The organism is Duganella fentianensis (assembly GCF_964031615.1).
In the GTDB taxonomy this organism is placed as follows: domain Bacteria; phylum Pseudomonadota; class Gammaproteobacteria; order Burkholderiales; family Burkholderiaceae_D; genus Rugamonas; species Rugamonas fentianensis_A.
This window is the reverse complement of the sequence record NZ_CAXIQN010000022.1, coordinates 217,430-230,502: the sequence shown is the minus strand read 5'-3', so window position 1 is coordinate 230,502 and position 13,073 is coordinate 217,430. Positions and strand designations below refer to the sequence as shown.

At 60.6% G+C, this 13,073-nt stretch carries 13 protein-coding genes; 2 read left to right on the top strand and 11 right to left on the bottom strand.

Features of this window, described 5'->3' with window-relative positions; all coding sequences use genetic code 11:
* Positions 1-60 precede the first annotated feature (60 nt).
* Positions 61-903, bottom strand: coding sequence for a DMT family transporter (locus ABNT42_RS18155; protein ID WP_348700122.1), 843 nt, complete (start codon positions 901-903; stop codon positions 61-63).
* Positions 904-1,089: 186 nt separating this feature from the next.
* On the opposite strand from ABNT42_RS18155, the gene ABNT42_RS18150 reads away from it, so the two are divergent.
* Both ABNT42_RS18150 and ABNT42_RS18145 read left to right on the top strand, forming a co-directional pair.
* On the top strand, positions 1,090-1,347 hold the full coding sequence (locus ABNT42_RS18150; protein ID WP_348699304.1) for a hypothetical protein: 258 nt from the start codon (positions 1,090-1,092) through the stop codon (positions 1,345-1,347).
* Positions 1,329-1,652, top strand: a complete 324-nt coding sequence (locus ABNT42_RS18145; protein ID WP_348699302.1) for a type II toxin-antitoxin system PemK/MazF family toxin — start codon at positions 1,329-1,331, stop codon at positions 1,650-1,652. Before ABNT42_RS18150 ends, ABNT42_RS18145 begins: the two co-directional genes overlap by 19 nt.
* A 4-nt stretch (positions 1,653-1,656) precedes the next feature.
* On the opposite strand, the gene ABNT42_RS18140 is transcribed toward ABNT42_RS18145, so the two are convergent.
* The 10 genes from ABNT42_RS18140 to mraY all read right to left on the bottom strand — a co-directional run bounded on the left by ABNT42_RS18140 (position 1,657) and on the right by mraY (position 13,071).
* Positions 1,657-2,160 (bottom strand): peroxiredoxin, encoded by a 504-nt coding sequence (locus tag ABNT42_RS18140; RefSeq protein ID WP_348699300.1) that lies wholly within the window; start codon positions 2,158-2,160, stop codon positions 1,657-1,659.
* A gap of 115 nt (positions 2,161-2,275) precedes the next feature.
* Positions 2,276-3,499 carry a cell division protein FtsZ gene (ftsZ, locus tag ABNT42_RS18135; protein WP_348699297.1) on the bottom strand — a complete coding sequence of 408 codons (1,224 nt, stop codon included), beginning with the start codon at positions 3,497-3,499 and terminating at the stop codon, positions 2,276-2,278.
* 135 nt (positions 3,500-3,634) lie between these two features.
* Positions 3,635-4,867 carry a cell division protein FtsA gene (gene ftsA / locus ABNT42_RS18130; RefSeq protein ID WP_155434370.1) on the bottom strand — a complete coding sequence of 411 codons (1,233 nt, stop codon included), beginning with the start codon at positions 4,865-4,867 and terminating at the stop codon, positions 3,635-3,637.
* 95 nt (positions 4,868-4,962) lie between these two features.
* Complete coding sequence (locus tag ABNT42_RS18125) at positions 4,963-5,748, bottom strand: cell division protein FtsQ/DivIB (protein ID WP_348699296.1); 786 nt, start codon at positions 5,746-5,748, stop codon at positions 4,963-4,965.
* Between the two features lie 8 nt (positions 5,749-5,756).
* Positions 5,757-6,722, bottom strand: coding sequence for a D-alanine--D-alanine ligase (locus ABNT42_RS18120; RefSeq protein WP_348699295.1), 966 nt, complete (start codon positions 6,720-6,722; stop codon positions 5,757-5,759).
* Positions 6,723-6,724: 2 nt separating this feature from the next.
* Positions 6,725-8,116: a UDP-N-acetylmuramate--L-alanine ligase gene (murC, locus tag ABNT42_RS18115; protein WP_348699293.1), complete on the bottom strand. Its 1,392-nt coding sequence runs from the start codon at positions 8,114-8,116 to the stop codon at positions 6,725-6,727.
* On the bottom strand, positions 8,113-9,180 hold the full coding sequence (murG, locus tag ABNT42_RS18110) for an undecaprenyldiphospho-muramoylpentapeptide beta-N-acetylglucosaminyltransferase (protein ID WP_348699292.1): 1,068 nt from the start codon (positions 9,178-9,180) through the stop codon (positions 8,113-8,115). The genes murC and murG overlap by 4 nt, the downstream gene beginning before the upstream one ends.
* A complete protein-coding gene (gene ftsW, locus ABNT42_RS18105; RefSeq protein ID WP_348700120.1) occupies positions 9,177-10,346 on the bottom strand; it encodes a putative lipid II flippase FtsW in 1,170 nt (389 codons plus the stop codon). The genes murG and ftsW overlap by 4 nt, the downstream gene beginning before the upstream one ends.
* Before the next feature lie 47 nt (positions 10,347-10,393).
* On the bottom strand, positions 10,394-11,902 hold the full coding sequence (gene murD, locus ABNT42_RS18100; protein WP_348699290.1) for a UDP-N-acetylmuramoyl-L-alanine--D-glutamate ligase: 1,509 nt from the start codon (positions 11,900-11,902) through the stop codon (positions 10,394-10,396).
* Positions 11,902-13,071 carry a phospho-N-acetylmuramoyl-pentapeptide-transferase gene (gene mraY, locus ABNT42_RS18095; RefSeq protein WP_348699289.1) on the bottom strand — a complete coding sequence of 390 codons (1,170 nt, stop codon included), beginning with the start codon at positions 13,069-13,071 and terminating at the stop codon, positions 11,902-11,904. The genes murD and mraY overlap by 1 nt, the downstream gene beginning before the upstream one ends.
* Between the last annotated feature and the right edge of the window lie 2 nt (positions 13,072-13,073).

Below are 13,073 nucleotides of genomic sequence, written 5' to 3'. Positions count from 1 at the left end.
CTAACGGCTGCACTGCCGCACCCACCGCGCGGCACAGGCGCGAGTGCACCCGCCATGCGCTCAGGGATGTTCGGCTTCCGCGTGCACGCTCTCGCGCCGTACCAGATAAATGCCGCTGGCGATGATGATGGCCGCACCCAATAGCGTATAGCCGTCCGGCAGCACCTGCCACAGCAGCCAGTCGATCGCCACGCCCCATGCCAGCGCCGAGTATTCGAACGGTGCCACTACCGAAGCCTGGCCCGAACTAAAGGCACGGGTAATTGCCAGCTGGCCGAAGAAGCCGCTCAGCGCCAGCGCCAGCAACACCCAGCCATCTTCGGCTCGCAGCGGCACCCAGTGTGCCAGCGACATGGCCAGCCCACCGGCCGCCATCATCAGCAGATACCAGAACATCATGGATTCATTGCTGTCCGTACGCGCCAGCACCCGGCTGACGATGGCCGCCAGCGCATAGCAAGTGGCGGCGCCCAGCACAGCCAGGCCGCCCAGCGAAATAAAGCCGCTGCCTTCGGGGCGCAGCACCACCAGCACGCCCAGCAGGCCCACCACGATGGCCACCCACTGCCCCAGCCCGACTTTCTCTTTGAGCACCCAGACCGACAGCGCCGTAATCAAGGTCGGCGCAATAAAGAACAGCGTATAAGCCTGTGCCAGCGAAAGTTCCTTCAGCCCGAAAGCGAAACAGGTCAGCATGGTCACGCCCAGCACGCTGCGCAGCACATGCACTGGCCAGCGCACCTTGGTAATACCGCGGAAGGCACCGCGCGCCAGCATATAAGCACACAGCAAGGGCAGCGAGCTCAAAGCCCGCATGGCCGTCACCTGCGTGGCCGGATAGTGGGCCGACAGCACTTTCATGGCCGTGTCCATCAGCGAAAACATGGCCACGGACACCAGCATCGCATAGATACTGCGCAGATTATCGGAACGGGTAGCAGAAGACAGAGCAAGCTCCTTGCAGGGGGTTCTTTCGAACGAAGAGGACATCAAACGTGGCGACGTCGGGAGCCGGAATCAAGTATAAAAGAATGACGATACAAGCCTGAAGATTATAGCAAGCTGCTCAGCCATGCACAGGAGACCACGATGGATACGCAGGTAACACTGGTACTACAGAAAATCGGCGAGCATCTCGCACTTTGCATTCCCAGCGAGTTCGCACAACTGCACCGCCTAACCCAAGGGCAGTCACTCACTGTTACAGTGCCTGAACGACAAGCTAAAACAGCAGCCCAACTTGCCCGTATCGCGACGCTAGAGCAGATGCTGGCGCTCTTTGATCCTGACCAGTACGGAGGTGAATATCTGCCTAGCACCAACGTCGGATGCGAAATCATCAAATGAAACGTTCATCTGCATGGGTACCCGATCGGCGCGACATCATCTGGATCGATTTCAATCCTCACGTCGGTGCGGAAATGAGAGACCTCCATCCCTTACTCGTGCTGACTCCTCGGATTTTTTGTAATGCGACCAGCCTAGTTATAGGGCTACCTATGACTACGGCGCCGTATAACGAACACAATCCCTTTGCTATAAAAATCAGCTGGGAAAATGGCCTCATTAGTTACGTGCTAGCTGCCCAGCCCAAGTCATTTGACACTGACGAAAAAAAATGGCGCCGCAGCGCCATTTTTCTATGCTACTAGCGAATTACGCCTGTGCCAGCATGGTTTCGGCGTTCGATACTTCGAACTTGCCGCCCTGCTCCACGTTGAGCTGGGTGACTACGCCGTCGACCACCAGCATCGAGTAGCGCTGCGAGCGGGTGCCCATGCCGAACTTGCTGAAGTCGGCGTCCAGACCCAGTGCTTTCGAAAAATCGGCGTTACCGTCAGCCATCATGCGGACGATGCCGGTGGCTTTCTGGTCGCGGCCCCATGCGCCCATGACGAAGGCGTCGTTGACGGAAATGCACCAGATTTCATCCACGCCCTTGGCTTTCAGCGCGTCGGCGTGCTGAACATAGCCTGGCACGTGCTGAGCCGAGCAGGTCGGGGTGTAGGCGCCTGGCAGGCCGAAGATAGCGATCTTCTTGCCTTTCACCAGATCTTTCACCTGGAAAGTATTCGGGCCCAGCGAGCAGCCTTCGGTTGCCGTCTCGATGAATTCGGACAGGGTGCCTTCTGGCAGGGTGTCACCGATCTTGATGGTCATAATAATCTCCGCAATGAATGTAAACGTAAAAAAGCCGCGCTCTAGCGCGGCCTAAACCGGCATAGAACGCGCAGTATGCCTGAAGCCTGCGGTTCTTGCCGGACGCGGATAAATTTTAGTCAGCTTGCTTGCGCAGGAAGGCTGGAATGTCGTACTGCTCCATGCCGTTTTTCTCCAGCGCAGCCACCTGTTCGGCGGCCGAATCACGCCGCCATACGGCCGGTGCTTTCATGCCGCGCATGGCAGCATTGGCACCACCGTCGATGCTGCTGCCCACGCCCATCGAAACGCTGGTGGTGGCGGCACCGCCCATGGCTGCCGATGGCACCATCGGCGCATTGTGGGTACCGGTACGCAGCATCTGCTGTGGCACCAGTTGTACGTGTTTCTTGGCCTTGCCCAGACCGGTCGCCACCACGGTCACGCGGATATCGTCGCCCATGCTGTCGTCGTAAGCGATACCCTGTGCAATCGACGCATCCGGTGCAGCGAAAGCGCGTACGGCTGCCATGACTTCCTTGATTTCCTTACCTTTCAGGCCACGGCTGGCGGTCACGTTGACCAGCACGCCACGGGCGCCCGACAGATCCACACCGTCCAGCAGCGGCGAAGCCACAGCCTGTTCGGCAGCGATACGTGCGCGGTCGATACCGGAAGCGGTGGCGGTACCCATCATGGCCTTGCCCTGCTCGCCCATGATGGTCTTCACGTCGTTGAAGTCGACGTTGATGTGGCCCGGCACGTTGATGATCTCGGCGATACCGGCGACGGCGTTGTTCAGCACGTCGTCGGCGTGTTGCAGCCATTCGATCAGCGATTCGTCTTCGTAGATTTCTTCCAGCTTCTCGTTGAGGATCACGATCAGCGAATCGACATTGGCCGACAGCTGTTCCAGACCTTCGTCAGCGATGTCCATGCACTTCTGGCCTTCGTGCGAGAAAGGCTTGGAGACTACCGCTACGGTCAGCGCGCCCAGCGACTTGGCCACTTCGGCCACGATAGGCGCAGCGCCGGTGCCGGTACCGCCGCCCATGCCGGCAGCGATGAACACCATGTGTGCGCCACGCAGCGAATCTTCGATGCGCTGACGCGATTCTTCCGCCAGCTGACGGCCGACGTCAGGCTTCATGCCAGCACCCAGACCGGTCTCGCCGATCTGGATGATGTTGTTCGCCTTGGAAGTCGACAGTGCCTGGGCGTCGGTATTGGCGGCGATGAACTCTACGCCGGACATACCCTTGTTAATCATGTGTTGAACTGCATTGCCACCTGCGCCGCCGACTCCGACGACCTTGATGACGGTGCCCAAAGCTGCGTTATCGACCATATCAAACTCCATGATGTGCTCCTATCAGAATGCGGTTTTCAAGCGCCAGGCCTCATATTAGTAGGAGAACTGGAGATTGAAAACTGCGGTTTTTATATAAAAAAGATTGTGTGTGTTTGGTACTGCAAAGTTACTGCAAAAATTACGTCAGAAATTACCCAGGAACCATTCCTTCATGCGCTGCCAGACTGCTTTAACCGAACCATCCTGACGCGTGACGATATGCCCGCGCAGATACTGCTTTTTCGCTTCCATCAACAGACCCAGCACGGTGGCGTAACGGGGGCTGCGTACCACGTCGGCCAGCTGGCCACGGTAGTCGGGCGTACCCAGACGCGCCGGTTTGAGGAAAATGTCTTCTGCCATTTCCACCATGCCCGGCATGATGGAGCTACCGCCCGTCAGCACAATGCCCGACGACAGCACGCCTTCGTAACCGGATTCGCGCACCAGCGTGTGCACCATGGCGAACAGCTCTTCCACGCGCGGCTCGATCACGGCGGCCAGCGCCTGACGCGACAGCGTGCGCGGCGAACGGTCACCGAGGCCCGGCACTTCCAGCGTTTCGCCCGGATCAGCCAGCACCTGCTTGCCGACGCCGTAGCGGATCTTGATTTCCTCTGCTTCCGCGGTCGGGGTGCGTAGCGCCATGGCGATGTCGCTGGTGATCTGGTCACCGGCAATCGGCAGCACGGCGGTATGACGGATCGCGCCATCGGAGAACACGGCCACGTCGGTGGTACCACCACCGATATCGATCAGCACCACGCCCAGTTCTTTTTCATCGGCCGTCAGCACTGCATCGGCCGAAGCCATCGGTTGCAGGATCAGATCGGATACTTCCAGACCGCAGCGGCGCACGCATTTGACGATGTTCTGCACGGCCGACACGGCGCCCGTGACGATGTGCACTTTAACTTCCAGCCGGATGCCGCTCATGCCGATCGGCTCGCGCACGTCTTCCTGATTGTCGACGATGAATTCCTGCGGCACCGTATGCAGCAACTGCTGGTCGGTGGAGATATTGACGGCTTTGGCGGTTTCGATCACGCGCGCCACGTCGGTCGCCGTGACTTCCTTGTCCTTGATGGCCACCATCCCGCTCGAATTGAAGCTGCGGATATGGCTGCCCGCAATGCCTGCATACACATTGCGGATCTTGCAGTCGGCCATCAGTTCGGCTTCTTCCAGCGCGCGCTGGATCGATTCCACCGTCGCCTCGATGTTGACCACCACGCCTTTTTTCAGGCCCCGCGATTCATGCTGACCCAGCCCGATCACTTCGTGGCGCCCGTCGGCCATTACCTCGGCCACCACGGCCACCACTTTCGAGGTGCCGATGTCGAGGCCGACGATCAGGTTTTTCGCGTCTTTAGTCATGTCTTTTAACCTACTCTCTTACCCGCTGATGCTGCTATGTTTTGTGGTTAGTCTTAACAACGTGTTCTGTCTTCTTGTTCGCTACTGCCTACTACCTAGTGTGCTGCCACCACAGGCTTGGGCTTGGCGCCTTCGGCCGGTATCTTCAAGCCTTTGGCACTGAGCGCCAGTCCGTTCTGATAACGCATATCGATGGTCTCGATGTTTTGCAGATGCGTTACCAGTTGCGGATAAATGCCCGTCAGCCGGTCTACCCTTTCCTTTAGCGTGGTGCTGCTCTGTTCCCGTCCCAGCGCCACACTCATGCCGTTATTCAGCCGCACCGTCCACGCATACCGGCTCGATAACGACAGCGCTTCCGGCACCAGCTTGAGCGGCGCGAACCACTTGCGCAACTCGCTATAACGCGACAGTACTTCCTTCTCGCTGCCATCCGGTCCATCGAACTCCGGCAGCACATGATCCTCTTCTGCTTCGGCCAGATTGGCAGTGAAGATATCGCCCTTCACCGACAGCAGCCGCCCATCTTCACCCCACGTGCCCAGCGCTTCATGCTCTTCCAGCGCCACAATCAGCTGGTCCGGCCATTCGCGCCGGATGGTGGCACGACGTACCCAAGGCACCGACTCGAAGGCCTGACGCACTGCATCGAGATCGGTGGTGAAAAAATTCCCCTTGATCTTGCCCAGCACGTTGTTGCGCAGAGTCAGATTGTTCACATGCCGTAACTCGTCCTCACCTATCGTCTCAACCCGGATGGTGCGCAGATTGAACATCGGCCGCTGCGACACCCACCACACTCCGGAGGCTATGCATGCCAACAGCGTCAGCACGAACAGCGTGCTCGAAGTTGCATTCAATGCCTTTACGTCTTGCCACATCCTGCTACTTAACCCTTCATCTTCAAGCGTGCGCTGGCCAGAATCTCGACACACAGATCTTCATAGCTAATGCCCAGCGCGCGCGCCGCCATCGGCACCAGCGAGTGCCCCGTCATGCCGGGCGAGGTATTCACCTCCAGCAGGAAAGGCTTCTGGTCGCGTTCGCGCAGCAGTACATCAACCCGTCCCCAGCCTTCGCAACCGAGCGCACGGTAGGCTTCCACCGCGATGCGCTGCATCTCGGCCGTCAGTTCTGCCGACAGCTGCGCCGGGCAGAAGTACTGGGTGTCGTCGCTGAAGTACTTGTTCTGGTAATCGTAATTGCCCTGCGGTGCGACGATTTCCACCACTGGAAGCGCGCGCGCTGCGGCACCGGCGCCCAGCACCGCCACGGTGAACTCGCGGCCAGTAATAAATTCTTCCGCCAGCACGGCATCGTCCAGCGCTGCGGCCACGTCATAGGCCGCTTTCAGTGCGCCGGCTTCGCTGACCTTGGTAATGCCGATAGTCGAACCTTCATGCGGTGGTTTGACGATCAGCGGCAGACCCAGCTCGGCGCATACGCCAGCCAGATCGGACTGCACGTTCAGCACCGCATAGCGCGGGGTTGGCAGACCAGCTGCCAGCCAGACGATCTTGGTGGTGATCTTGTCCATGCCGACCGCGCTAGCCATCACGCCACTGCCGGTGTAAGGAATACCCAGCAGCTCCAACGCGCCCTGCAGACTGCCGTCTTCGCCGTAGCGGCCATGCAGCGCGATGAACACGCGGTCGAATTTTTCGGCGGCCAGTTCGGCCAGCGAGCGCTCGCCCGTATCGAACAGGTGGGCATCGATGCCCTTGCTCTGCAGCGCCTTGGCCACGCCGGTGCCGGACATAATGGACACTTCGCGCTCGGCGGAACGGCCGCCGAACAGCACGCCCACCTTGCCGTATGCTTCAGGCTTAACTTCAGTTGCAATTGCTTGATTCACGTTCAGACCTTCGTATAGTTAGTCAGTTTGGCTGGGACGCCGCTGATCGAGCCTGCGCCCATGGTGAGTACGACGTCGCCGTCGCGCACCACGCCCATGATGGTTTCCGGCATATCGCCGATCGCCTCAACAAAAATCGGTTCGGTTTTACCGCGTGCCCGCAGCGCATGCGCCAGCGAGCGGCCATCGGCAGCCACAATCGGGGCTTCACCGGCGGCATATACTTCGGCCAGCACCAGCACATCGGCATGGCCCAGCACTTTGACGAAATCTTCAAACAGGTCACGCGTACGGGTGTAACGGTGCGGCTGGAACGCCAGCACCAGACGGCGGCCAGGGAAGGCAGCGCGGGCAGCCGCCAGCGTCACTTCCGTTTCGACCGGATGGTGACCGAAATCATCCACCAGCGCGAAGCTGCCACCGTCAGGAATGGCGATGTCGCCATAGCGGGTGAAGCGACGGCCCACACCGGCAAAACCGGCCAGACCGGCCTGCGTATGCTGGTCTTCGATCCCGATTTCGCGCGCAATCGCTACCGCCGAGCAGGCATTCTGCACATTGTGCAGGCCGGGCTGGTTCAGCACCACGTCCAGATCGGGATAGCCTTCCTGCAGCACGGTGAAATGCATCTGCACGCCCACCGCGCGCGCATTCACGGCGCGCACTTCGGCTTCTTGGTGGAAGCCGTAGGTGGTGACCGGCTTGGTCACGTGCGGAATGATGGCGCGCACATGCGGATCATCGATACACAGCATGGCACGGCCATAGAATGGCAGACGGTGGGTGAACTGCACGAAAGCCTGCTTGAGTTTTTCGAAATCGTGCTCGTAGGTTTCCATGTGATCGGCGTCGATATTGGTGATCACTTCGATCATCGGCGACAGATTCAGGAACGAGGCATCGGATTCGTCAGCTTCCGCTACCAGATAGTCGCCCGTACCCAGTTTGGCGTTGGCGCCCGCCGCCGTCAGGCGGCCGCCGATCACGAAGGTCGGATCAAGCCCGCCCTGTGCCAGCACGGAAGCCACCAGACTGGTGGTGGTGGTTTTGCCGTGCGTACCGGCGATGGCGATGCCGCGCTTGAGGCGCATCAGCTCACCCAGCATCACGGCACGGGGCACGATAGGAATCTTGCGGCTGCGTGCCGCTACCACTTCCGGATTATCCTGCTGAACGGCAGTCGAAGTGACCACCGCATCGGCTGCGCCAATGTTTTCCGCCGCGTGCCCCTGATGCACGGTGGCGCCCATGTCGGCCAGCCGCTGGGTTACAGCGTTGCTGCCAAGGTCGGAGCCCGATACCGTGTAGCCCAGCGTGAGCAGCACTTCGGCGATGCCGCTCATGCCGCTGCCGCCGATGCCGACGAAGTGAATATTTTGTACTTTATGCTTCATGTCAGTTGTTCCAATACCTGAGCGATCGCGTCATTCGCATCGCGTTTGCCTGCGCCCAGTGCGGCCGTTGCCATTTCAAGGCAGGCGCTGCGGGTCAGGGACTCCAGCAGCGCAGCCATGCTGCGGGCGCTCAATTCTGTCTGCGGCAGATGGATCGCCGCCTTCTGTGCTGCCATCCACTGCGCGTTGTCGCGCTGGTGGCTGGTGGTCGATGCCACCAGCGGCACCAGCACACTGGCCACACCGGCCGCCGTCAGTTCCGATACGGTGATGGCACCGGCACGGCAGATCACCAGATCGGCCGCGCTGTAGGCGCCGGCCATATCGTCGATGAAGTCCACCACGTTGGCGCTCACGCCAGCCTGTGCATAGGCGGCGCGCAGCGCATCGATATTCTTCTTGCCCGACTGATGCGTGACCAGCGGACGCTGATCTTCAGGGATCAGCGCCAGCGCTGCCGGCAGGCTGTCATTGAGCGCCTTGGCACCCAGACTGCCGCCTACCACGAGGATGCGCAGCGGACCTTCACGGCCGGCAAAACGCTGTACCGGCAAGGCCATTTCAAGGATTTCCTTGCGCACGGGATTACCGCTGACGACAGCTTTGCTGGCAGCATTGCCGAAGTTGGCAGGGAAGCCGAAGCACACGCGCTGGGCGAACGGCACCAGCGTTTTATTCGACAGCAGCAGCGCCGCGTCGGCATTCACCAGCACCAGCGGTACACCGCGCAGGCGCGCCATCAGGCCGCCCGGCACGGTGACATAGCCGCCCATGCCCAGCACCACGTCCGGCTTGCGCTGGCCGACGAAGCGGAAGCAGTCGGCAAACGCCTGCACCATCTTGAAGGCGCCGCCCAGCGTGTGCTTCCAGCCCTTACCGCGCATGCCGGTAAAGTTAATGCTGTCCATCGCCACGCCCTGCTTGGGCACCAGTTCCTGTTCCATGCCAGTCTGCGTACCGAGCCAGCTAACTTCCCAGCCGCGCGCGCGCATAGTGTGCGCAATCGCCAGACCGGGGAAAATATGACCGCCGGTACCGGCCGCCATGATCATTAATCGTTTCATAATCTGCCACCTCGCATCAGAACCCGGTTCTCGTAATCGATCCGGAGCAGGATCGCGAGTCCGACGCAATTAATTACAACACCCGTGCCGCCATAGCTCATCAGCGGCAGGGTCAGCCCCTTGGTCGGCAGAAGACCAAGGTTCACACCCATGTTAATAAAGGTCTGCACACCGATCCAGATGCCGATGCCCTTGGCCGTCAGGCCGGCAAAGGTCTGGTCGATGGCAATGGCCTGACGGCCGATATCGAAGGCGCGCTTGATCAGCCAGTAGAACATGGCGATCACCACCATCACGCCCACCAGTCCCAGCTCTTCACCGATCACGGCCAGCAGGAAGTCGGTATGGGCTTCCGGCAGATAGTGCAGTTTTTCCACGCTGCCGCCCAGCCCCACGCCGAACAGTTCACCGCGACCGAAGGCGATCAGCGAGTGAGTCAGCTGGTAAGCCTTGTTGAGCGCATTGTCTTCTTCCCACGGATTGAGGTAAGCGAAATAACGTTCGCGACGGAATTTGGACAGCGCGATGATGGACGCGAAGATCAGTGCCAGCAGCGCGCCGATGCCACCGAACCAGATCAGGTTGATCCCGCCGAGGAACAGAATGCCCATGGCGATGCAGACGATCACACCGAACGCGCCCAGGTCAGGTTCCAGCAGCAGCAGGCCACCGACGAAAGCCACGGCAGCGGCCATCGGCATGAAGCCCTTGGTCAGCTTGTGCATGTATTCCTGTTTGCGCACCGTGTAGTCGGCGGCATACAGCACGATCACCACTTTCATCAGTTCGGACGGCTGCACATTGAACACCTTCAGCGACAGCCAGCGGCGGCCACCGTTGACCACTACACCAAGGCCGGGAATCAGCACGGCCACCAGCAGCACCAGTGTGCCGATGAACAGATACGGCGCGGCCTTCTGCAGATCGGCGATGCGGATGCGGAACACGAACAGTGCGGCCACCAGCGACACGGCCACGAACATGGCCTGACGCTGCAGGAAGTAGGTATTCTGCCAGCGCACATAGTTGGCGAACTTGGGCGAATCGGGCAGCGAGATGGACGCCGAATACACCATCACCATACCGAGCAGCATCAGCAGCAGCGTGACCCACACCAGCGGCTGATCGTACTCCATCATTTTCGACAGCCGTGCGCGGCTGTCCATCGACGGCGTCGATTTCTCAGCAAAGCGGAACGGCATCTGGAAGGCCATTAGAGCTCCTGTCCGGCGTCGAGGGCGATATCGCGCACGGTGTCGATGAACACCTGAGCGCGATGCGCGTAGTTCTTGAACATGTCCATGCTGGCGCAGGCGGGCGACAGCAGCACCGCATCGCCACTCCGGGCCAGTGCGGCAGCACGCTTGACGGCGGCCGGCAGATCGGTGCCGCAGTCTTCCAGCAGCACGCCGCTATCCTGCAGGGCCGCGCGCAGTTGCGGCGCATCGCGGCCGATCAGCAGCACGGCACGCACATAACGGCTGACGGGATCGGCCAGCGGTGCGAAATCCTGACCTTTGCCGTCGCCGCCCATGATCACGACCAGTCGCTGCTCGGCACCGGCGAAGGCTTTGCCCAGACCGATCAGCGCAGCCACGGTGGCGCCCACATTGGTGCCCTTGCTGTCGTCGTAGTATTCAACGTCGTGAATCGCCGACACCAGTTCGACGCGGTGCGGCTGGCCGCGATATTCGCGCAGGCCATGCAGCAGCGGCGCCAGCGGCAGATCAATCGCGCGGCACAGCGCCAGCGCGGCCAGCGCGTTGGCGGCATTGTGCACGCCACGGATCTGCAGCGCATCGGCCGGCATCAGATTCTTCGCCATGCATTCCACTGGCGGCGGTGGCGGATCGTTCTTGCGGCGTTTCTTAGGTTCGCCCTCTTCTTCCACCGGCACGGCCGTGGCCAGCCACAGCACGCCACGTTCCGTATTCAAGCCCAGATCGTCGCGCAGCACGGGGGCATCCGTGCCGAAAGTGACGTTCTGGCCGGTGGCGCTGGCCATGCGCATGACAGTGGCATCGTCGCGGTTCAGAACGCGCACGGTGTCAGCTGCGAAGATGCGGTGTTTGGCGGCGGCATAGGAAGCCATGTCGCCATGCCAGTCCAGATGGTCCTGCGTGACATTGAGCACAGTGGCCGCATCGGCTTCCAGCGTAAAGGTGGTCTGCAGCTGGAAGCTGGACAGTTCCAGCACCCACACTTCCGGCAGCGTGCCGCTGTCGCTCACCTGACGCAGTACATCCAGCGCGGCAGGGCTAATATTGCCCGCTACGCGCACCGTCTTGCCGGCGCGTTCGCACAGTTGCCCCACCAGCGTGGTCACGGTGGTTTTGCCATTGGTGCCGGTAATGGCAATGACTTTCGGCGCATAACCCTGCTGCTCTTTGAGCGCTTCCAGCGCCTGTGCAAACAGTTCGATCTCGCCCCACACAGGGATATTCGCAGCGGCAGCGGCCGGCGCAATTTGCGCCAGTTCGCGGTTAGGCGCTAAGCCGGGGCTGACGGTGACGAAGTCCACGCCCTGCAGCAGATCGGCGCTGAAGGGGCCGGCGACAAATTCCGCATCCGGTACCGACAGGCGCAGCGCCGGCAGGCGCTCGGGCGACTCGCGCGTGTCGGCCACGCGCACGCGTGCGCCACTGCGGGCCAGCCACAGTGCCATAGCCAGACCGGACTCACCGAGTCCGAGTACCAGTGCGTTTTTGCCGTCGTAGATCATTAGCGCAGTTTCAGGGTCGACAAACCAATCAGTACCAGCATCATCGTGATAATCCAGAAGCGCACGACAACCTGGGTCTCTTTCCAGCCTTTTTGTTCGAAGTGGTGGTGCAGCGGTGCCATCAGGAACACGCGACGGCCTACGCCGTAACGCTTCTTGGTGAATTTGAACCAGCCCACCTGAATAATTACGGACACGGTTTCGGCCACGAAGATGCCGCCCATGATGAACAGGACGATTTCCTGACGTACGATCACGGCGATGGTGCCCAGTGCACCACCCAGTGCCAGCGCACCCACGTCACCCATGAACACTTGCGCAGGGTGGGTGTTAAACCACAGGAAGGCCAGACCGGCACCGGCCAGTGCGCCGCAGAAGATAATCAGTTCGCCCGCGCCCGGGATATGCGGGATCAGCAGGTATTTGGAATAGGTGGCGCTACCGGTCAGGTAGGCGAACAAGCCCAGTGCCGCACCCACCATAATGGTCGGCATGATGGCCAGACCATCGAGACCGTCAGTGAAGTTCACCGCATTACTGGTGCCGACGATGACGCAATAGGTCAGCGCGATGAAGCCCCACACGCCCAGCGGATAGCTGATCGATTTGAAGAACGGTACGATCAGATCGGCCTTGGGTGGCAGATCCATCGAGAAGCCCGACTGCACCCATGCGTAGAACAGTTCGAATACTTTCGTGGCATTCGGTGCCGACACGGAGAAAGCCAGATACAGCGCAGCAGCGATGCCCACCAGCGACTGCCAGAAGTATTTTTCTGCCGAGCGCATGCCTTCAGGGTCCTGACGCACCACCTTGCGATAGTCATCCACCCAGCCCACCGCGCCAAAGCCCAGCGTTACCACCAGCACAGGCCAGATCAGACGGTTGGACAGGTCACACCACAACAGGGTGGAAACGCCGATGGCGATCAGCACCAGTACGCCGCCCATGGTCGGGGTACCGTGTTTTTTCAGGTGGGTCTGCGGACCATCGGTACGCACGGCCTGACCGTATTTCATTGCGGTCAGCTTGCGGATCACGGCGGGACCAGCGCACAGGCCGATCAGCAGCGCCGTCGCCGTGGCGAACACGGCGCGGAAAGTAATGAAGTTGAAGACCCGGAGTGGTCCGAGATCCTGCTGGAAGTATTGCGCGAGCCAGAGCAGCATGA